Below are 19,711 nucleotides of genomic sequence, written 5' to 3'. Positions count from 1 at the left end.
TCGATCTGCTGTTCTTTCAGCTGTGAAAGTTCCTGCTCCAACGTTTGGATCTTTTGATCCACGCCCTGGGCTTGAACTGTTCCCGCAGCCAAAAGGAACGCAGCAAGCATGCTCCCTACTAAATATCTCTTCGTCATCATTGCCTCCTTCTTGCCTCCCTTTTAAATTAACTAAGCTCTTGGTACCAGTTCCGACAGTTTTTAACCCAACGGCGACATTCTGTCAAGCCTAAAGTTGTATACAAAAAATATTTTTTTGAACTTTTTAGGTCTTTCGTATGTCAAAGCATACTTAACCAACTGGTTAAATCGAATAATCAGGCTTAAAGTTTTAGTCCTAATCATAGGACAAGTGGCATACAATCGGGAGCTTACCTTCGTTTTCGGCGTGTGATAGGGATTTGACTCGGTCGTTAAGAAAGCCGATTAAAACTTGCTGGTAATGCTGGCGGGAACCGCAAAGATTAACTCAATCATGCTCGCCAAACGAATCATTCCCTGCCTGGATGTCAAAGCCGGGCGTGTCGTTAAAGGGGTCAAGTTTATCGGCCTGCGCGACGCCGGCGACCCGGTGGAGATAGCCCGAGTTTACGACCTCGAAGGCGCCGACGAACTGTGCTATCTCGACATCACCGCATCGCACGAAAATCGCGGTATCATTCTCGATGTCGTGGCGCGCACAGCGGAACAAGTATTCATGCCGCTCACGGTCGGCGGCGGCATCAATAAGCTCGAAGACATTCGCGCGCTCTTGCAAGCCGGCGCCGACAAGGTTTCGATCAACACCGGCGCGGTCAATCGCCCGGAGTTCGTCCGCGAAGCGGCGGAAACCTACGGCAGCCAATGCATCGTCGTCGCCATCGACGCCAAGCGGGTCGCCGACCACTGGGAAGTTTTTACCCACGGCGGAAGAAACGCTACTAGAATTGACGCCATCGAATGGGCGCGGCGCATGGAAAAAAATGGTGCCGGTGAAATCTTGCTCACCAGCATGGACCGCGACGGCACCAAAGCCGGTTATGATTTACCGCTGACGCGGGCGATTGCCGACAGCGTGGGAATTCCAGTGATCGCTTCGGGCGGCGTCGGCAACCTCGAACATATCTATGAGGGATTAACCGAAGGTAACGCCAGCGCGGCGCTGGCCGCGTCGATCTTTCACTTTCGCGAATATTCCATCGGCGAGTGCAAAAAATATCTGGCGAGCCGCAACGTGGCGATTCGGCCGGTGCGATAGAGGTTGGCGATTATGCGATGGCGCGCTTGCGCGCTGGGTCGAAAAACGGCGTCTTAACCACCGTCACGCCGGTTTGCTTGCGCGCGTATTCAACGGTCACTTCCAAATCGAGCTTGGTACCCGGCTCAGCTAAACCTTTTTCAATAGTCGCCAGCGCGAGATATTTTTTTAAGGTCGGCGACCAGGCGCCGGTGGTGGCATGGCCGACTTGGCGATCGTCTTTGTACACCGGCACGCCGCCGCGCCACGCCGCCAGCGGATATTGCGGCGCCAAGCCGGCCTGTTTGTAAAGATACTCGTAGTCGTCGAGAACGATTTCCAGTCCGACAATCTGGCGCGCCGGACCGGCTTGCTGCGCTTGGCGCAGCGCCTTAGCGCCGACGAAATGATCCTTTTGCAGATCGACGGTCCAACCGAGAGCGATTTCAAATGGCGAATAGCGTTGCGTCGCGATCAGCGCCTTCTCAGCGCCGATGTAGTCGACTTCCAAGAGAATGAACCCGGCCTCAAGCCGCGACACATCGAGCGCCAAAATCCCGGTCGCCTTGATACCGAACGATTCACCCGCGGCCATCAAAGCGTCCCAAATCCGTTCGGCGTGTTGCGCGTCAAACCATAGTTCGTAGCCGAGATCGCCGGTGTAGCCGGTGCGCGAAACGATTAGCGGCACGTCCAGAATTTTCCCCGCCGTGAAGCGAAAGAATTTTAGCTGGCTCAACTCCGCATCGAATACTTGGGCAAGGATTTTTCGCGCATTGGGCCCTTGCAGCGCCAGGGCGGCGATGCGCTCGGAAACTTCCTGGATCGACAAGTCGAGACCGACGGCATTGAGCTTTAGCCAACGTAAACTCGGGTCGGCCAAGTGAAAACGAAAATGATCCTCAGCCAAACGAAACACCGTGCCATCTTGAATCACCGCGCCATCGTCTTCGCACAGACACGCGTAAAGCGCCTGACCGACGGCGCACTTGGCCGCGTCCCGGGTGATCACCCGATTGACCAATTTGAGCGCGTCCTTGCCGCGCACGTCGTATTTATAGAGCGGCGAGACATCGATCAGCCCGGCGCTGTTGCGGATCGCATGATACTCGTAGTCGTGCATCACGTCGTAGCAGCCGGCGACAAAGTATCCCGACCATGTCCGCCAGTTGTGACTGGCGCAAAGGGCCGAAGTTCGCGAGTGAAATGGCGTTCCGATGGGCATCTTGTTATTTTGGATTTTCGATTTTGGATTGACGGAAACGGTCTCGCCGGCTCCACACTGCATCAGTACATTGAAAACTTTCCGTGCGGCAAAGAAGGGCGACCAGCCGGTCGCCCCTACAAATTCGGATTCTTTTCTACGCCCTTTGCGCTTTTTGCGGTTAATCTCTTCTTCCCATTGATTGCGGCTCAGCCGCACTGTCTCGTTGACTTCCCGGTCGAAATTACCAAATATGCGGCTTTAAGCAAATCATCGAGATGCGAAACCAATTTGACGCGATCATCATCGGCGGCGGCCACAACGGTCTGACCAGCGCCGCCTATTTGGCCAAAGCCGGCAAGAAAGTCCTCGTCCTCGAACGGCGCCACCTGCTCGGCGGCGCGGCGGTGACCGAAGAACTCTATCCCGGATTTAAATATTCGGTCTGTTCCTATGTCGTGAGCTTGCTCCGCCCCGAAGTCATCCGCGATCTCGAACTGCCGAAATACGATCTCGAAATCATTCCCTTGGACAGCACCTTCACGCCGATGCCCGACGGGGATTATCTTTTCCGCTGCGGCGACCACGCCCGCACCCGGCGCGAGATCGCGCGCCACTCGACCACCGATGCCGAGGCCTACGAACAATACGGCCAGCTGATGGTGCAGATGGCGATGGCGGTAAAGCCCCTGCTCGGCATGATTCCGCCGGAACCGACGACCTGGAAGCCAAAAGATCTTTTCGGCCTGGCCACGGTGGGCAACCATTTTCGCGGCCTGGGTGAAAAACTGTTGTACGATCTCACCAAACTCATGACCATGAGCTCGGCGGACTTTCTCGACGAATGGTTCGACACCGACGTACTCAAAGCGACCATGTCGGCGAGCGGCATCATCGGCACCTTCATGGGACCGCGCTCGCCCGGCACGGCGTACGTGCTGCTGCATCACTACATGGGCGAGCTCGACGGCGCGTTTCGCTCGTGGGGTTTCGCCCGCGGCGGCACCGGATCGATCAGCCGAGTGATCGCCGAGGCGGCGCGCCACCACGGCGCGGAGATCAGAACCGAAGCCGCGGTCGATCAAGTGTTGATCAAGAAGGGCAAAGCCCACGGCGTTGTTCTGCAATCGGGCGAGGAAATCCAAGCCAAAGTCATCGTCTCCAGCGTCGATCCCAAGCGGACGTTTTTGAAAATGATCGACAGCCAGCACCTCGATGCGGGATTTACCAAGCAGGTGCAAAATTTCAAAATCCGCGGCTCGTCGGCAAAAGTTAATTTATCCCTCGACGCGCTGCCCAATTTCACCGCCATGCCCGGCAACGGCCCGCATCTCGCCGGCGCGATTTCCATCAGCCCGAGCCTGGACTACATCGAGCGCGCCTACGACGATGCCAAGTACGGCGATTTTTCGCGCCGGCCCTACATGGACATCATTTTGCCGTCGATGCTCGATCCATCCATGGCGCCGCCGGGAAAACATGTGATGTCGATCTTCGTGCAGTACGCGCCGTATCATTTAAAATCTGGCACCTGGCCGGAAAAACGCGACGCGCTGGGCGACGCCGTCATCGATACCTTGAGCGAATACGCGCCGAATATGAAAGATATTATTTTGCACCGCCAAGTGGTCACGCCGTGGGATCTGGAGCAAGAATTCGGCTTGACCGAAGGAAATATTTTTCAGGGCGAGCTCACCCTCGACCAATTATTTTTCTTGCGTCCAGTAGCCGGCTGGGCGAAATATCGCACGCCGATAAAAAATCTCTACATGTGCGGCGCCTGCACCCATCCGGGCGGCGGCGTCATGGCGGCGTCGGGAAGATTGGCAGCGCTGGAAATTCTCAAAGACAGCCAAAGGAGTTTTCGCTAACCACCGTGGCAAAATACGACGCGATCATCATCGGCGCCGGCCACAACAGCCTGGTGACCGCGGCCTATCTGGCCAAGGCTGGGAAAAAAATCTTGGTCTTGGAGCGCCGTCCGGTGATCGGCGGCAGCGCCGCCAGCGAAGAAATCTTTGCTGGGTTCAAGTACGCTACCTGCGCCCATCTCGCCGGTTCGTTTGCGCCGGCAATTGTTGCAGGTCTCAATCTGCAAAAGCACGGCCTGGAGTTTCTGCCCCTCGATCCGTTAATGTTTGCGCCGAGTCTCACCGGCAACGCGCTCGTCATTCCGCGCGATCCAGCGAAAGCCATCGAGGAAATCCGCCGCCATTCCCAGTGCGATGCGGAAAAGTACGGCGAGTTTTGCGCGCTGACAAAAAAATTGTCCGGCTTTCTTCTGACGCTTTATTCCTTACCCCTCCCCGACCGCGCCACGCCGGGTGAATTCAACCCGATGGAACTGATCAAAGCGGCGTGGAAATTTCATCGCCTGGGCAAAAAGGAGATGTACGAGTTTTTGCGCGTCTTGCCCATGAGCATGTCCGACTTTCTCGACGAATGGTTCGAGAGCGAAGCGCTCAAAGCCGCCATCGCGGCGAGTTCCATGCTCGCATCCTTCGTCGGACCGCGCCAACAAGGCACGGCTTACAATTTCTTGCATCATCAAATCGGCGCCGCCACCGGCGCCTTTCGCAGCGACGGTTTTGTCCGCGGCGGCATCGGCCGCATCTCCCACGCGCTGTCTCTTGCGGCCCAGCAAAATGGCGCGGAGATTCGCACCGACACCGAGGTCAAAACCGTCACGACCAAAGACGGCGCTGCCTCGGGCGTCGTGCTCGCGAACGGAACTGAATTTACCGCCGATGTGATAATTTCCAGCACCGATGTCAAAAAAACTTTTCTAAAACTGGTCGAACCGACCTACGTCGATCCGCATTTTTTACTGCAAGTGAAAAACATTCGCGCCCGCGGCACCGTGGCGAAAGTAAATCTCGCGCTCGACGCCTTGCCGAATTTCAAATCGTCCACGGCACAAGCAGCACAGCTCGGCGGCATCATTCACATCGGCCCGGCAATCGAATATCTAGAGCGCGCCGCCGATGACGCCAAATACGGCAGATATTCCCAGCAGCCGTTTTTGGAAATCACAATTCCATCGCTCGCCGACCCATCGCTTGCGCCCGCCGGCAAGCATGTCATGTCGGTCTGGATGCAATCGGCGCCCTATCATTTGCGTGAAGGAAACTGGAACAAACAGCGCGACGCGCTTGGCGATACGGTTGTAAACTTGATCGAAGCGTATGCACCGGGTTTCAAGAACTCGATCCTGCACCGCCAAGTTTTAACGCCCCTCGATCTCGAACAGATTTACGGAATGACCGAAGGCCACGTCTATCACGCCGAGTTAGCGTTGGATCAAATTTTTTTCATGCGCCCGCTGCCCGGCTGGGCGCGCTACCACACGCCAATCGACAAACTTTTTCTCTGCGGCTCGGGCAGCCATCCCGGCGGCGGCATTACTGGTTTGCCGGGATATTATGCCGCCAAAGAAATTTTGCAGGATTTGAAACAAAAGAAATCCTAATCCAGCATCGCAGGAACCGCGCCGCGTCCGTGATAAACGGAGAGCTACTTTTTCCGATCGATCGAAAAGACTCATTCGATGAAACTTTATCTCGGACTTTTGGAAAGTTCGCTGCCGCATCAAAGCCGAATCTTCGGCGAGCTGGACGGCCAGTTAGTCGACTTACAAGTCGCCTGCGCCGCCTATTTGACGCAGGCCGATGGTAAACAGGCGAATGCTTACGAACTGGCGAGCTATTATTTCCCAAACACCATCGCCGGCTTTCTCGAATGGGGCGAACCTGGGCTAACGTTACTCGATCAAATCCTGTCCTTCGTCAGCAAATCCGGCCTAAACCAGTTGCGCGGCCCCGGCGGCGAAAAGCTCACTTACGATAGCATCGACGTAAGTGTCCTGCCGCCGCTGCAAAATCCGGAAAAAAGTTTCGTCATCGGTTTTTCCGATCGCGCCCGCGTCGAAGCCCTGCCGCCGGCGGAAATCCCCACGGGCTATTACAAACTGCCGCAGACTTTTATCACCATCGGTGCGCCGGTCATCTGGCCGAAATTTTCCGATGAAATTGACGCCGATGGCTGCATCGCCATCGTCATCGGCAAAGCCGGCAAGCGCATCCCCCCGGAAAAAGCCTGGGAACATGTCGCCGGCGCCATGTTGATCGTCGATATCACCGCCCGCGACATCAATAAGCGCGAAGGGCTCACGACCAACAATTTGCTCGGCAAGAACTTTCCGTCGAGCACCTGCGTCGCCCCCGCCATTCTCATCGGTAACGACAAGAACACTTTTTCGGCCCTGGAGGTCGAACTCTCCCTCGACGGCAGCGTCAAGCAGAAATTCGCCCTGCGCGATTGCGTCTTCACGGTCGAGCAGATCGTCGCCCGCTGGTCGATCCTCGGCGTCAAGCCGGGCGATTGGTTCGCCATTGGCGCCAGCATGGCACGCCAAGGCGAGCGGTTGCAGAATCCCGTGGCGCTCAAAATCGGTTCGACGATGCGCTGCTCGTCGCCGGCCATCGGCGAGCTGTCGCATCAAGTTATCGCCGCCGGAGGAGTACGCCGATGAAGCTGGTGACTTTTTTCCATGACGAGCAAGAGAGAATCGGCGCCATCGACAGCTCCGGCAATGTCGTCGATCTGCTCAGTGCCTACGCGTCCCATCTAAGCAAGGTTGAGAAAGCTGCCGCCCCGCTGCGCGTAGCCAGCGCCGCCCTGGGCAGCGACATGGTTGAGTTCTTGAAACATGGCGACAAAGCAATGGACGCCGCGCGAACAGCGATCGAGCACGCAGCCTCTGACAGCAGCGGTGACAATGTCATCGAACGCCAGCGCCTGCGCTTGATGGCGCCGGTGCCTCGCCCTGGCGCATTGATTTCCGCCGGCAAAAATTTTTCCGACCACGTCTCCGAGATGTCGTCGAAAAAAGGCCCGGTAGCGCCGGTGGCGTTCTTGAAACTGCCGGGCAGCGTGATCGGTCCCGAAGACGACATTCCCCATCCGCCGGAAGTAAAACATCTCGACTACGAAGTCGAGCTCGCCATCGTGATCGGCAAGCCTTGCGTCGATGTCAGCGTGGATGAAGCGTTCGATTATGTCGCAGGCTACTCGACGTTCAACGACATCAGTGGCCGCGATGTGATTCGCAGCGAGAACAAAAACGGCATTCACTTAATGGGCAAAAGTTTTCCCGGCTTCGCGCCCATGGGTCCCTATCTGGTTACCGCCGATGAAGTCGCCGATCCGCAAAATCTAAAACTCTCACTTCGCGTCAACGGCGAAATCCGCCAGGACTCGAACTTGGGCTACATGATTTTCAAAATCCGCGACATGATCGCCTACTGGTCGCAACTGGGACTCAATCCCGGCGACGTGCTAACCACCGGAACACCGCGCGGCGTCGCCGCCGGGAGAAAACCGGACCAGGTGCCCTGGTGGCTAAAACCCGGCGACCTAGTCGAAGCCGAAGTCGAAGGCCTCGGCCAACTCAGAAACCGCATCGTCGCGGAATAATCCCAATAACACGACTATGAATCGCTGCTCTCTTAAACTATCCGTCCTATCAGTCCTATTCGTCCTGTTCCCAGTCCAAGCCCGCGCTCAGCTTACCAAACTCAACGTCGCTTACGCCTCCACCACCACCAACTTCTCCATCGCCTGGCTGGCCAAGCTGGAAAATATTTTTCGCAAGTACAATCTCGACGTCGAGCTGATCTTGATGCAGGGACCGTCGACTTACCTGCCAGCGCTTTTGAGCAACAACATTCAAGTGCTCTACGGGGGAGGGACAGCAGTGTCGCGCACCATCGCGGCCGCCGATGCGCCGATCATTGTCATCGGCACCGAGACCCGCTACGTACCGCAGCGCTTGATGGTCGCGCCGTCGATCAAAACGATAGCCGACTTGAAAGGCAAAAGGATCGGCGTCAGCCGCGCCGGCCTGGACGAATACGCCACGCTCTATCTTTTGGAAAAGTACAATCTCGTGCCCAACAAAGATGTCGCGGTTTTTTACACCGCCGGCGGCACCTTGGCGCGGGCGGCGCAGATGAAGCAAGGGCTGTACGACGCCATGACCGTGTCGCCGCCCAACGAGATCGAATTGGAAAAACTCGGCTTTCGCGAGCTGGTAAACTTTTTCGACCTGCGCATGGGCTACGCGGGGATTCCCTACACCGTGACCCGCGACTTTCGCGATAAAAATCCCCGCGTGCTGACCGATTTTATGACCGCCATCGTCGAAGCGATCCAAGTGTATCGCACCAACCGCGAGGCGGCCTACCGCGCGATTGTTAAAATCACTCGGCAAAACGATCCTAACTTGCTCGAGAAAACCCACAAGAATAATTTGGCCCAGTACGACGCGATCCAAGGCCAGCCGTTTCCCTGGCAGGAAGGCATCGAAAGCATGATCAACGGCTTTCACGCGCGCTTCACGCCCGCCATCGTAAAAAATCGCGACGCACGGCCTTATCTCGATCCGACCTTCGTACAAAAAGCCGTCGAGCGCTTGGCCATCGGTAAGAAATAGCGAAGGAGTTTTTTCATGACCACCGAAACCAATGCCGTACTAAAACCCAACGGCCTCGTCCACGGCCACACCGAAGTGCGCTTCCTCGACGACACGATTCCCGTGCTTACCAAAGTCCTTGGACTGGATTTGCTCGAACGGCGCGACCGTGAAGCGGTGCTGAAACATCCCAACACCGGCTGGGAATTGATCGTCCACGAAGGCGGCGCGGAAGTGAAAGACAAACCTGAGCGCAACCATTACGGCGTGCGCGTGGCAAATAACCAAGAAGTCGACCACGCTTATCAGTATTTGCTAGCGCATAAGGAAGAACTGAAATTGACCAAAGTGGTTAAGCGCAAAGAGCGCGCCGGTTCCTACTCGATGTTTTTCGTCGAGCCCGGCGGCAACTATTGGGAAATCGAATCCTACGAAAACCGCCACAAAGCCGGCCTACCCTACGAGATCGCGTTTCCCTGGAAAACCGTGCTCACCGAAGAACGATTGCCGGACTGCGGTTACGTGCCCCAAGCGATGACTCATGGCACCATGGAATGCACCGATCTCGCAGCCTCGAAAAAATTCTACCGAGAAGGGTTAGGCCTCGATGTCATCACCCACGTGCCGACCATCGAGCCCCACGACGTGAAGCATCCGTCGACGCCATGGTATGTTGTGAGCTTGGAAGTGCCGGCGAAGAACAAACATTTTTTGACGCCGCTGCAACGCTACACGGTCGCCGTCGAATCGCCGGCCGCGCTTGCCGATGCCCATCGGGATTTTAACGAACGGCGCAAGGAGTTCGGACTGACAATGATCGAGGAAATTGAGTCGACAACCGAAGGCGACTCGTTTTTGCTAAGCGATCTCGATCACAACTGGTGGGAGATCGCCGCGCTCGATCGTCATTCCCGCGACAGCGGAATTTTAGGCTAATCTAATTTCACTGGAGGAACTCTTATGAACATCCACCAAATCGACAATAAAAAAACCGCGTTGCTGTTCTTCGACATGCTCAACGTCTACTTCCACGGCATCCCCGAAGAAAAACAAAAAGCCTTGAAGCCGGTGGTCGACAACGCCGTGCGCTTGATGAACGCGGCGCGCCAGCATGGCATTCTGATTTTCTACGCCATGGCCAATCATCGGCCCGACGGCCACAGCCGTTACATGGCGATCACCGACACTGATATGCGGCTGCGCCCTTGGCCCAACGACGACTGCAATCCAACGGTTCACGGCGCCACCGAAGGTTCGCGCGAGCAAAAAGTTCTCGATGAGATCGCGCCCCGGCCCGAAGATTATGTAATTCCGAAATATCGTTGGAGCACGTTTCACCAAACCTACTTCGATCTCGCGCTGCGCTCGCGCGGCGTCGACACGATCATCATCTCCGGCGGCGCCGTCGACGTCGGCGTCGCGTCAACCGTCTACTCCGCCCGCGACCACGACTACAACCTCATCGTCGCGCGCGACGCGTGCAGCAACTCCCACGACGATTCCATGAAAGCGCTCATGGACACCGTCTTTCCGCGCCTGGCGCGGGTCCGAACGACCAACCAAGTACTCGAAATGATCCGCCAAGGCGGCGAATAGTCGAGCGCTGGAGACGAAAAAGGATTTCCGTCGGCGCACGTCTAAGTTATGCCATGAACACCTTCCAATTTGGCGCACAACAAAATCAGACGATGCCGTCTCTTTTTTCATTCCCCCCTTTGAAAAAGGGGGGCCAGGGGGGATTTTCCCCGCCACACCACTCACGCAAGTCCCCCTCAATCCCCCTTTTCCAAAGGGGGAAGCAGCTAGCGCGCTGCTTCACGCTCGCAATTGCACTCATTTTGATTCTAGCCACGGCGTCGTTTCTCCACGCCCAGAATCTGCCAGCGATCGAAAAGCAAAAGATCGAAACGCTGATCAAGCGAGTGGGCGACTTGAAGGACGGCAAGTTCGTCCGCAACGGCTCCGCCTACGAGTCAAAAACCGCGGTGCGCTTTTTGCGCGGCAAATGGAGCGCCAACTCCGACGACGTCAAATCCGCCCACGACTTCATCGACAAGGTTGCAAGCATGTCGGGAACCTCCGGCAAGCCTTACCTCATTCGTTTCAAAGACGGCAAAGAAATCAAAAGCAGCGAATTCCTGCTCGCCGAACTTAAGAAATTAGAATCCGAGTCCGCCGCCACCTCACCAAGCAAAGTCGCTCCATAGAATTTTTTTTCGAATGCCTTTGACCCGTAGGGGCGACCGGCCGGTCGCCCTCACCCAGACCTAACACGGTCCCCCCAATCATCCGCAGGGGCATAGCTCTTGCTCCTGCGAATGATTGTGAATCCTAAACAATTTTTACTACTAGCTTTATTACTCAGCGCGCTGGCGAGCCACTGCTTAGCGGCAAGCCACTCAGCCATCGTCGGCACTTCCGCGCAATCTGAAGAAGCCACCGCCCAGATCGGCGAACTGAGAAAAGTCGTCCGGGTCGTCGACGGCGACACAATCGTCGTCAGCCCGAACGAAAAAGTGCGGCTCATCGGCGTCGACACACCGGAAACGGTCCACCCGAAAAAGGCCGTGGAGTGTTTCGGCCAACAAGCCAAACAATTCACCCGTGACGCCGTCGAAGGAAAAACAATCAGATTAGTCCTCGACAACGTCAATACCAAACGCCGCCACAAAGACCGCTACGGCCGCACCCTTGCCTACGCCTACCTCGAAGACGGCACGATGCTAAACCGCGAACTGATCCGCCAAGGCTACGCCCACGCTTATACTCAGTTCCCGTTTCGCTACCTCAGAGAATTTCGCGAGTTGGAGCGCCAGGCGAGAATCCAAACGGTCGGTCTGTGGTCGAGCTGCCTTTTGACCGAGCAATAACGATGATCGAACGTGTCAGATGGCGGTAGTAAAATTGCCGGGCTCGGTTGAATGGTGTCCGGCGAATCCGAATCGCTTGCACCACGCCTTTCAAAAGATTGCCCGAACGATGTATTATGAACCGTGGTCAACTGGAACCATTTTTCACCCGCTGACTTTGAATATGATTTTGAGAGTGACAAACTGTATGCACATCGAATCACGTTCGAAGAAGCGGTCGAATGTTTCTTTTCCGACTCCCAAGTGCGAAGAAACAAAACATACATCGACCGTTACCAAATGATTGGTACGACGCTCGCAGGGCGCAGACTCAAGATAATCTTTCAACTCAAAGCAAATAATGTTGTGCGAATAATTACAGGATGGCCGTTATGAAGCTAAAAAAGAAAACCACGAGAAAGCAACATTCCGATAATGAGAGCGATAAAATCGTCGAAGCGCAAGCCGGCGACGATTCGGCTTGGGGACAACCCAAAAACATTCGCAGAGCAAAGCCATCGGCGTTAGCCCTTCCTGCGAAGTTAGCCGCTCGCGCGGCATTCCTCGCGCGGCTACACAGAGAAAAAAATGTCGGCAATTGGTTAGCGCGGATTATCGAAGAGCGAGTGGAATTGGAAGAGGTTGCTTTCAGCGAAGCAAAGCGCGCGATGTCGCTAAGAAACGGCGCCTAACGGTCCCTGGGCCGCTCGAAGCTAAATACTACCACAGACCCGTTCAAGGCATCGGCAGACATTACTCGAAGCACTGTATGAGTTCTTTGGCCGTTGAGAAGAGAGAGCCGCGGGCTCGAAGCGTTGTCGTCAATGAAGACTCATTGACGGTCGATCTGATGGATGGGCGCACCATCATTGTGCCGCTGGTTTGGTATCCTCGTCTGTGGCACGGGACGCCTGCGGAGCGCAATTATCTGGAGATCTTTGCCGATGGCACGTACATTCACTGGCCCGAATTGGACGAAGACTTGACTGTCGCGGGCCTTTTAGCCGGTCTTCCGTCAGGTGAAAGCCCTCAATCCTTGAAGAAGTGGATGGAAGCGCGCGAAAACACCGAACACGGGCCGAAGTGATTCAGCAAAAACAGCCGGGAGTGCTTATGGAAGGCGAGAACGAGAGATCGGAATCACAGTCACTAAAACACTTCATTCGCACTAAACTGTTACGGTTCGATGTGCTATTGGCTATCGCTCTCATTTTGTTGGCACTTACATTTATCCTGGTCTGGGCCTTTATTGTGATGCCGTACTGCAACGAGTCCGGCTGGAAAGCCCCCTGTCCTCCTAAGGGATTCGTCAGTTAGTCATCATTTTCGGAGACAGAAACGCAAACATTCTGAAATTAGAACTATCCCGCTGTATCAGACCCACGCGCAATTCGCGCACCGGATACGGCCCTGCAATCCGAGACGCGTTCTACCCTTCCTGATTCTCCAAAAACCTCTCCGCATCGATCGCCGCCATGCAACCCGTTCCCGCCGCCGTGATTGCTTGGCGATAAACATGATCCTGCACGTCGCCGCAGGCGAAGACGCCGGGGATTTTGGTCTTGCTGCCATCGTGGGTGAGGATATAACCCGTCGGATCGAGATCTAGCTGGCCGACGAACAATTTCGAATTCGGCTCATGGCCGATGGCGATGAATAGACCGTCGCATTTGAAATTTTCGGTCTTGCCGGTTTTTAGATTTTTGAATTTGACGCCGGTCACGCCGCCGGCTTTGGCATCGCCGTAAACGTCTTCGACAGCCGTGTCCCAGACGAAAGAAATCTTAGAATTCTTTTCCGCGCGCTCTTGCATGATCTTTGAGGCGCGCAGTTTGTCGCGCCGATGAACGACCGTCACTTTACTGGCGAACTTGGTGAGAAACGTCGCCTCTTCCATCGCCGTATCGCCGCCGCCGACCACCACCAGCTCTTTATCTTTGAAGAAAAATCCGTCGCAGGTCGCGCACGCCGACACGCCGTGGCCCATGAGTTTCATTTCGGATTCGAGGCCGAGCAGTTTCGCCGTTGCGCCGGTAGCGACGATCAGCGTGTCGCAAGTATAGCTTTCTTTGCTGACCGACAGTTTGAATGGGCGCTGTTTCAAATCGACGGCGGTGACTTCGCCGAACAGAGTCTCGGTGCCGAAACGTTCCGCCTGTTTTTTAAACTCCTCCATCAGCTCCGGTCCCATGATGCCTTTGGGAAAACCGGGAAAATTTTCCACGTCGGTGGTGATGGTCAGCTGTCCGCCGGGCTGGGAGCCTTCGATCACCAGCGGTTGGAGGTTGGCGCGAGCAACGTAGATCGCCGCCGTGAGACCGGCGGCGCCGGAGCCGAGAATGATTACGCGGTAATGACTTTTCTTATCCATCCGAGTTCTGTAACATAATTTTTTCGAGGGAGAAAGAAAGCCGATGGCACAACTCAGTCACTTGGACGAACAAGGCCGCGCCCGCATGGTCGACGTGAGCGAAAAAGAAATCACCAGCCGCATCGCGCTGGCCCGCGGCACAATCCGCATGCAGCCGAAAACGCTGGCTTTAATTCTCGGCGAGAAAATCGAAAAGGGCGATGTGTTTTCGGTTGCCCGCGTGGCCGGCATCATGGCGGCGAAAAAAACTTCGGAATTAATTCCCATGTGCCATCCGCTCAACATCACGTCAGTCACAATCGAACTCACGCCAAAGCAAAAACCCGCCCGCGTCGACATCGAAGCCTCGGTGCGCGTCAGCGGCAAGACCGGCGTCGAAATGGAAGCGCTGACCGCGGTCGCGGTCGCGGGACTGACGATCTACGACATGTGCAAAGCCGTCGACCGCGAAATGATCCTCGGCGAAATCCGCCTGGTCGAAAAAAGCGGCGGCAAGAGCGGAACGTTTATTAGGAAGGAATAGGCAATAGGCAATAGCCAATAGGCAACAGGCAATAGTAAGATTCCGATCCGAATACTATTGCCTATTGCCCGCTGCCTATTGCCTTCTTAAACTTTGCAACAAATCTTTCTCAAACCCACCCGCGAACGGCCGGTCGTAAACGGCCACCCGTGGATTTTTTCCGGCGCTATCGAGCGCATTGTCGGCGACGACCAACAAGTCGGCGTCGCCGATGTCTTCGACAGCAAAAAAAACTGGCTGGCGCGCGGTTTTTACAATCCCAAATCGCAGCTCCGAGTGCGCTTGCTGACGTGGCAAAAAGAAGAGATCGACAAAACTTTTTTCACACGACGCTTGTCACAGGCGCTCACGTTTCGCACCCAACAATTAAACGGATCGAACAACGCTTATCGTCTGTGCAACGCCGAAGGCGATCTTTTGCCGGGCTTGATCGTCGACCGCTACGGCGATTTTTACGTTTGCCAGTTTTTCACCGCGGGGATGGAGCAGCACAAAGCCGAGATCGTCACCGCGCTTTCGGAACTAACCGCCGCAGCGGGCATCTTCGAACGCAGCGAAGGGCGCGTGCGCGAGGAAGAAGGGCTTGCGGCGTCGACCGGCGTGCTTGCCGGCCAGACGCCGCCCGAGTTGATTCAGATCGAAGAGCACGGCCAAAAGTTTTTGGTCGACGTGGCCCACGGTCAAAAAACCGGCTTCTTTTTAGACCAGCGCGAAAACCGCGCTTTTCTCGCGACGCTCGCCAAGGGTCGAAGGGTGTTGAATTGCTTTTCTTACACCGGCGGTTTTTCAGTCTACGCCTTTACCGGCGGCGCCAAAGAAGTTGTCACCTTCGATTCTTCCCATCCGGCGTTGGAGCTGGCGGAAAAAAATCTTGCGCTCAACGGTTTTGCCGAACGGCCAGGCGAGCTGATCAAGGGCGACGCCTTTGCGTACTTAAAAGAGCTTGAGCAAAAGTTCGATTTGATTATTTTAGACCCGCCCTCGCTAGCGCACCGGCGCGGCGACATCGATGCCGCCACCGGCGGCTACAAATTTTTGAACCTGCATGCGCTCAAGCATTTGAGCCCTGACGGTCTGCTGCTGACATTTTCCTGCTCACAGCATTTGTCCGCCGATCTTTTTCAAAAAGTCGTCTTCGGCGCCGCGGTCGACGCCGGCCGCACGGCGACAATCGTCAAACGACTCGGCCACGCCCTCGACCATCCGGTCAGCCTGCATCATCCCGAAGGTGAATATTTAAAAGGCCTCGCGCTCAGAGCATTGGACTAACACGCTCGCACTGTGGTAGGCGGTTCTCGCAACCGGGAACTAGCGCGCAACCACGGAAAGCGAGGTGTCCATGGCTTCTTACCAGACCATCAAAGATTGGCCCGAGGAAGATCGCCCGCGGGAAAAACTTCTCGCCAAGGGCTCTCACGCATTAACGGAAACCGAATTGCTCGCGATCATTCTTAGAAACGGCAACGCCAGCACCGGCGAGAGCGCCATCGATCAGGCGCGCTTGCTGTTAAATCAATTCGGCCGACTCAAAGGCATCGACGATGCGTCGGCGAGCGAAATCTCCGCCGTCAAAGGCATCGGCCCGGCCAAAGTCGCCGAGATCAAAGCGTGCTTGGAGATCGGCAAGAGAATCGGCAGCCAAAAATGGGAGACCGGCCAGCCGCTTCACTCCGCTGAAGATGTTTATCAACACTTTCGCGAAAATCTCGGCCGGGAAAAGCGCGAACTTTTCTACGTCGTACTGCTTAACAACAAAAATCGCAAAATGGGGGAAGTAAAAATCTCCGAAGGCTCGCTCACCGCCTCGCTCGTCCACCCGCGTGAAGTTTACAATCCGGTGATTCGCGAATCCGCCGCCGGCGTGATCTTCGTGCACAATCATCCGAGCGGCGATCCGGCGCCGAGCCCGGAAGACATCGACATCACCAAACGGTTGAAAGAAGTCGGCGATGTGATGGGCGTGCGCGTGCTCGATCACGTGGTGATCGGCCACGACCGCTATTTTAGTTTTAACGAACGCGGCCTTCTGTAAATCCTATCGACATCGGCCAAGAAATTTACGCGCGGCTCGAACTTCGATTGACTTCATTGGCAGCGGCGATTATTCTATCGCTAAATCGTCTCACAACTCATTCTCAACTAACATCAACACATGAGCGCTCTTGAATTCGGCAGACCTAGACGGAGATTTATCCCCGGCATCGGTTTCGTCGTGGCGATTCTTTTAATCGGCGCCGGCGCCGGCATTTACTTTCTCGTGCCGCGCTTCGAATGGCACAAACCCGAGATCAAACTCAGCCCAGACGTCGATGCCATCGGTCTCGCGCCCATGGAAGTGGAAGTCAACGAACAAGGCACCGGCCTAAGATCTTTCAGCATAATCCTCACCGCCGCCGGCACCGACTATCCGCTCGCCAACGAGCAATATGACCAGCCGGTGATGCAGAAAAAATTCACCATCGCGTTGTCGAACAAACTCACCGGTCTCAAAGAAGGCCCGGCGACTTTAAGCATCAGCGCCAAAGACCGCTCGCTGTGGAATTTTTTCCGCGGCAACGAAACCGTCTTGCAGAAAAACATTACCATCGACATCACGCCGCCGACCTTGGAATTGATCGCCGACGACCGCTATGTGAATTTTGGCGGCGTCGGCCTAATCGTCTACAAACCCTCCGCCGACACGGTCACTTCTGGCATCAAGATCGGCAGCTATTTTTTTTCCGGCTACAAAGGCCAGATCAAAGAGCAGCCGGAATCTTACTTGGCCTTTTTCGCCCATCCATACAATGTCGGGCCGGAGGAGCGCGCCACCTTGGTCGCCACCGACAAGGCCGGCAACACAAGGGAAATGAAGCTGGTCTACGAGCTCAAAAACGTTAAATACAAAAAAAGTACGATTCCGATCTCCGACGATTTCATTCAAAACAAAGTGACGCCGCTGGTCAACGACGTGGCGGCGCGCCAGGGCAGCCCAAAAGAAATTTTTATCCGCGTCAACAAAGTACTGCGCAAAGAAAACGAAGACAAGATCAAAGCGATCACGGAAAAATCGACTGTCAAAATGCTCTGGTCCGGCGCCTTTACCCAGTTGAGCAATTCCAAAGTCGAAGCCAATTTCGCCGACGCCAGGACTTATATCTACAAAGAAGAAACGATCGATAACGCCTATCACCTGGGCTACGATCTGTCGGTCACCAAACATTATCCCGCCGAGGCAGCCAACAGCGGCGTGGTCGCGTTCACCGGCGATCTGGGGATTTATGGCAACACGGTGATCCTCGACCACGGCCTCGGCCTATTCACGCTGTACTCTCACCTCAGCTCCATCGACGTCAAAGTCGGCGACGCGGTCAAACAACAGCAGGCGATCGGCAAAACTGGCGAGACCGGTCTTGCCGCAGGCGATCATCTCCATTTCGGAGTCTATTTGCACGGCCTAGCGATTCTACCGGTGGAATGGTGGGACCAAAAATGGATCAGAGATAACGTCGAACCCAAACTGCTCGGCAAATCCAGCGAAGCGGTCCAAGAAGAACATAAGTCCGCACGCAAAGCCGCGCGCAAACGCAAAGGTTAAGTATTAACCGCCAGGAATTCTTTAGCGGCGGTCACGCGCAACGCTTATGACTCGCCGCAGTTCACCAGAGCCAACGGTTTCGCAACGCATCGGCGACTTCATCGCCGGCACCACGGCAAAAAATATTTCCGCCGAAGTGTTGGAGACGGCGAAACTCCATCTGCTCGACGGCTTAGCGACCATGCTGAGCGGTGTCAATCAACCGTCCGCGCAGTTACTCCGGCGCCATTATTTAGAAATAGATCGCCAATCCGAAGCCTCGGTGATTGGCAGCCGGTCGAAAATTTCGGCGCAACACGCCGCGTTGCTCAACGGCGTCGCGGCTCACGTCCTCGACTATGACGACGCGCAAATGACCACACTGGCGTCGCGCCCCATGGGTCAGCAAACCCATCCGACCTCGCCCGTACTAGCGGCGGTGCTGGGGTTGGCGGAAAGCACGCGCGCCAACGGCGCGGCGCTGCTCACCTCTTACATTGTCGGCGTCGAAGTCGCCTGCCGGTTGGGCGACGCCGTCGACCCAAGTCATTACTTGGACGGATTTCATCCCACCGGTACTCTCGGCGTCTTCGGCGCTGCCGCCGCCTGCGCGCATTTGCTCAGGCTCAAGCCCGTCGCCATCCGCCACGCCTTGGGCATCGCCGGCACGCTCAGCTCCGGCCTGCGCGCCAATCGCGGCGCCATGGCCAAAGGACTGAATGCCGGGCGCGCCGCCGAGAACGGCTTGCTCGCCGCTCAACTCGCCGTCAAGGGATTTACCGCGTCGGAAAATATTTTTGACGATCCCATGGGATTTTTTTCCGCCGCCTGCAAGAACAAATTGGATCGTCAGCTCTTGCGCTTTGGCGCGCCATTATTCTTCGCCAAACCCGGCGTCGGCATCAAACTTTATCCTTGCGTCGGCGTGCTCCATCCCGCCATCGATTTGCTGTTGTTGCTACGCCGGCGCTACCGGCTCATTCCCGAGCGCATTGAAAAGATTTCCATCACCCTCGATGCCGACGCGGCCTTGCCGCTAGTGTACCCAAAGCCGAAAGATGCACTGCAAGCGAAGTTCAGCGTTGAATTCGCCGCCGCGGTCGCCATCGCCGATGGCGCGGCGGGGCTAAAACAATTTTCACCCGAGCGGGTCGGCGACGCGAAAATTCGCACGCTAATGAAACGCGTACAACTGATTCGCCGGCCTGCGGCCAAACGCAGCAAAAAAGCTGGCATCGACACCCAGGTGGAAATCGCCAGCAAGTCAGGCGCGATTTATGGCGCGCGCGATCGCATCGCCCGCGGTCATCCGGCCCGGCCCGCCGCGCGCGCCGACATCGAAGAGAAATTTCGCCAGTGCGCCGACGGCGTGTTGCCGCCGCACGCGATCGAAAAATTCTTAAAAAGTTTCGACAGCCTGCAACAGTCTTCGTCGGTTGCCGCCTGGCTCGCCCCGCTCCATCCGGCCCGCCGTTGACATTGCCGGCCGCGAGCAGGATATATAAACCCTGTTTGCACTCG

The 19,711-nt window shown here is 56.0% G+C and carries 20 protein-coding genes; 18 read left to right on the top strand and 2 right to left on the bottom strand.

All coding sequences use genetic code 11. The features are described from left to right. Positions 1-474: 474 nt before the first annotated feature. Complete coding sequence (hisF, locus tag EXR70_05650) at positions 475-1,236, top strand: imidazole glycerol phosphate synthase subunit HisF (protein ID MSP37957.1); 762 nt, start codon at positions 475-477, stop codon at positions 1,234-1,236. Positions 1,237-1,246: 10 nt separating this feature from the next. Here the strand turns inward: hisF and EXR70_05645 are convergent, their stop codons facing one another. Beyond that, positions 1,247-2,440, bottom strand: a complete 1,194-nt coding sequence (locus EXR70_05645) for an aminomethyl transferase family protein (protein ID MSP37956.1) — start codon at positions 2,438-2,440, stop codon at positions 1,247-1,249. A 257-nt stretch (positions 2,441-2,697) separates the two neighbouring features. Here EXR70_05645 and EXR70_05640 point away from each other — a divergent pair, with 257 nt between their 5' ends. The 12 genes from EXR70_05640 to EXR70_05585 all read left to right on the top strand — a co-directional run bounded on the left by EXR70_05640 (position 2,698) and on the right by EXR70_05585 (position 12,827). Further along, positions 2,698-4,290, top strand: a complete 1,593-nt coding sequence (locus EXR70_05640; protein ID MSP37955.1) for an NAD(P)/FAD-dependent oxidoreductase — start codon at positions 2,698-2,700, stop codon at positions 4,288-4,290. After that, a complete protein-coding gene (locus EXR70_05635; protein MSP37954.1) occupies positions 4,056-5,888 on the top strand; it encodes an NAD(P)/FAD-dependent oxidoreductase in 1,833 nt (610 codons plus the stop codon). Before EXR70_05640 ends, EXR70_05635 begins: the two co-directional genes overlap by 235 nt. A gap of 78 nt (positions 5,889-5,966) precedes the next feature. Then, positions 5,967-6,950, top strand: coding sequence for a fumarylacetoacetate hydrolase family protein (locus EXR70_05630; GenBank protein MSP37953.1), 984 nt, complete (start codon positions 5,967-5,969; stop codon positions 6,948-6,950). Beyond that, positions 6,947-7,894 (top strand): FAA hydrolase family protein, encoded by a 948-nt coding sequence (locus tag EXR70_05625; protein MSP37952.1) that lies wholly within the window; start codon positions 6,947-6,949, stop codon positions 7,892-7,894. Before EXR70_05630 ends, EXR70_05625 begins: the two co-directional genes overlap by 4 nt. A 16-nt stretch (positions 7,895-7,910) precedes the next feature. Beyond that, on the top strand, positions 7,911-8,912 hold the full coding sequence (locus EXR70_05620) for an ABC transporter substrate-binding protein (protein MSP37951.1): 1,002 nt from the start codon (positions 7,911-7,913) through the stop codon (positions 8,910-8,912). 15 nt (positions 8,913-8,927) lie between these two features. After that, entirely contained in the window at positions 8,928-9,827 is a 900-nt protein-coding gene (locus tag EXR70_05615) for a VOC family protein (GenBank protein MSP37950.1), read from the top strand. 24 nt (positions 9,828-9,851) lie between these two features. Beyond that, positions 9,852-10,487, top strand: coding sequence for a cysteine hydrolase (locus EXR70_05610; protein ID MSP37949.1), 636 nt, complete (start codon positions 9,852-9,854; stop codon positions 10,485-10,487). Between the two features lie 53 nt (positions 10,488-10,540). Then, positions 10,541-11,098, top strand: coding sequence for a hypothetical protein (locus EXR70_05605; protein MSP37948.1), 558 nt, complete (start codon positions 10,541-10,543; stop codon positions 11,096-11,098). A gap of 111 nt (positions 11,099-11,209) precedes the next feature. Next, the gene (locus EXR70_05600; protein MSP37947.1) at positions 11,210-11,761 is read left to right on the top strand and encodes a hypothetical protein; all 552 of its coding nucleotides are present in this window, start codon (positions 11,210-11,212) and stop codon (positions 11,759-11,761) included. 123 nt (positions 11,762-11,884) lie between these two features. Then, positions 11,885-12,136: a hypothetical protein gene (locus tag EXR70_05595; protein MSP37946.1), complete on the top strand. Its 252-nt coding sequence runs from the start codon at positions 11,885-11,887 to the stop codon at positions 12,134-12,136. Next, on the top strand, positions 12,133-12,432 hold the full coding sequence (locus EXR70_05590) for a hypothetical protein (GenBank protein ID MSP37945.1): 300 nt from the start codon (positions 12,133-12,135) through the stop codon (positions 12,430-12,432). Before EXR70_05595 ends, EXR70_05590 begins: the two co-directional genes overlap by 4 nt. Before the next feature lie 77 nt (positions 12,433-12,509). Further along, positions 12,510-12,827, top strand: coding sequence for a DUF2442 domain-containing protein (locus EXR70_05585; protein MSP37944.1), 318 nt, complete (start codon positions 12,510-12,512; stop codon positions 12,825-12,827). Positions 12,828-13,169: 342 nt separating this feature from the next. On the opposite strand, the gene trxB is transcribed toward EXR70_05585, so the two are convergent. Next, entirely contained in the window at positions 13,170-14,111 is a 942-nt protein-coding gene (gene trxB, locus EXR70_05580) for a thioredoxin-disulfide reductase (GenBank protein MSP37943.1), read from the bottom strand. Between the two features lie 43 nt (positions 14,112-14,154). Between trxB and moaC the strand changes: the two genes are divergently transcribed. From moaC to EXR70_05555, 5 genes are all read left to right on the top strand, one after another. After that, the gene (moaC, locus tag EXR70_05575) at positions 14,155-14,634 is read left to right on the top strand and encodes a cyclic pyranopterin monophosphate synthase MoaC (protein MSP37942.1); all 480 of its coding nucleotides are present in this window, start codon (positions 14,155-14,157) and stop codon (positions 14,632-14,634) included. A 93-nt stretch (positions 14,635-14,727) separates the two neighbouring features. After that, complete coding sequence (locus EXR70_05570) at positions 14,728-15,903, top strand: class I SAM-dependent rRNA methyltransferase (GenBank protein ID MSP37941.1); 1,176 nt, start codon at positions 14,728-14,730, stop codon at positions 15,901-15,903. A 70-nt stretch (positions 15,904-15,973) separates the two neighbouring features. After that, positions 15,974-16,666 carry a JAB domain-containing protein gene (locus EXR70_05565; protein ID MSP37940.1) on the top strand — a complete coding sequence of 231 codons (693 nt, stop codon included), beginning with the start codon at positions 15,974-15,976 and terminating at the stop codon, positions 16,664-16,666. A 120-nt stretch (positions 16,667-16,786) separates the two neighbouring features. Continuing rightward, positions 16,787-18,211: a M23 family metallopeptidase gene (locus tag EXR70_05560; protein MSP37939.1), complete on the top strand. Its 1,425-nt coding sequence runs from the start codon at positions 16,787-16,789 to the stop codon at positions 18,209-18,211. A 46-nt stretch (positions 18,212-18,257) separates the two neighbouring features. Further along, the gene (locus tag EXR70_05555) at positions 18,258-19,667 is read left to right on the top strand and encodes an MmgE/PrpD family protein (GenBank protein ID MSP37938.1); all 1,410 of its coding nucleotides are present in this window, start codon (positions 18,258-18,260) and stop codon (positions 19,665-19,667) included. Positions 19,668-19,711: the final 44 nt, after the last annotated feature.

Source organism: Deltaproteobacteria bacterium, assembly GCA_009692615.1.
GTDB lineage: Bacteria > Desulfobacterota > Binatia > UBA9968 > UBA9968 > DP-20.
The sequence above is the reverse complement of the archived record's forward strand: the minus strand, read 5'-3'. Positions and strand labels throughout refer to the sequence as shown.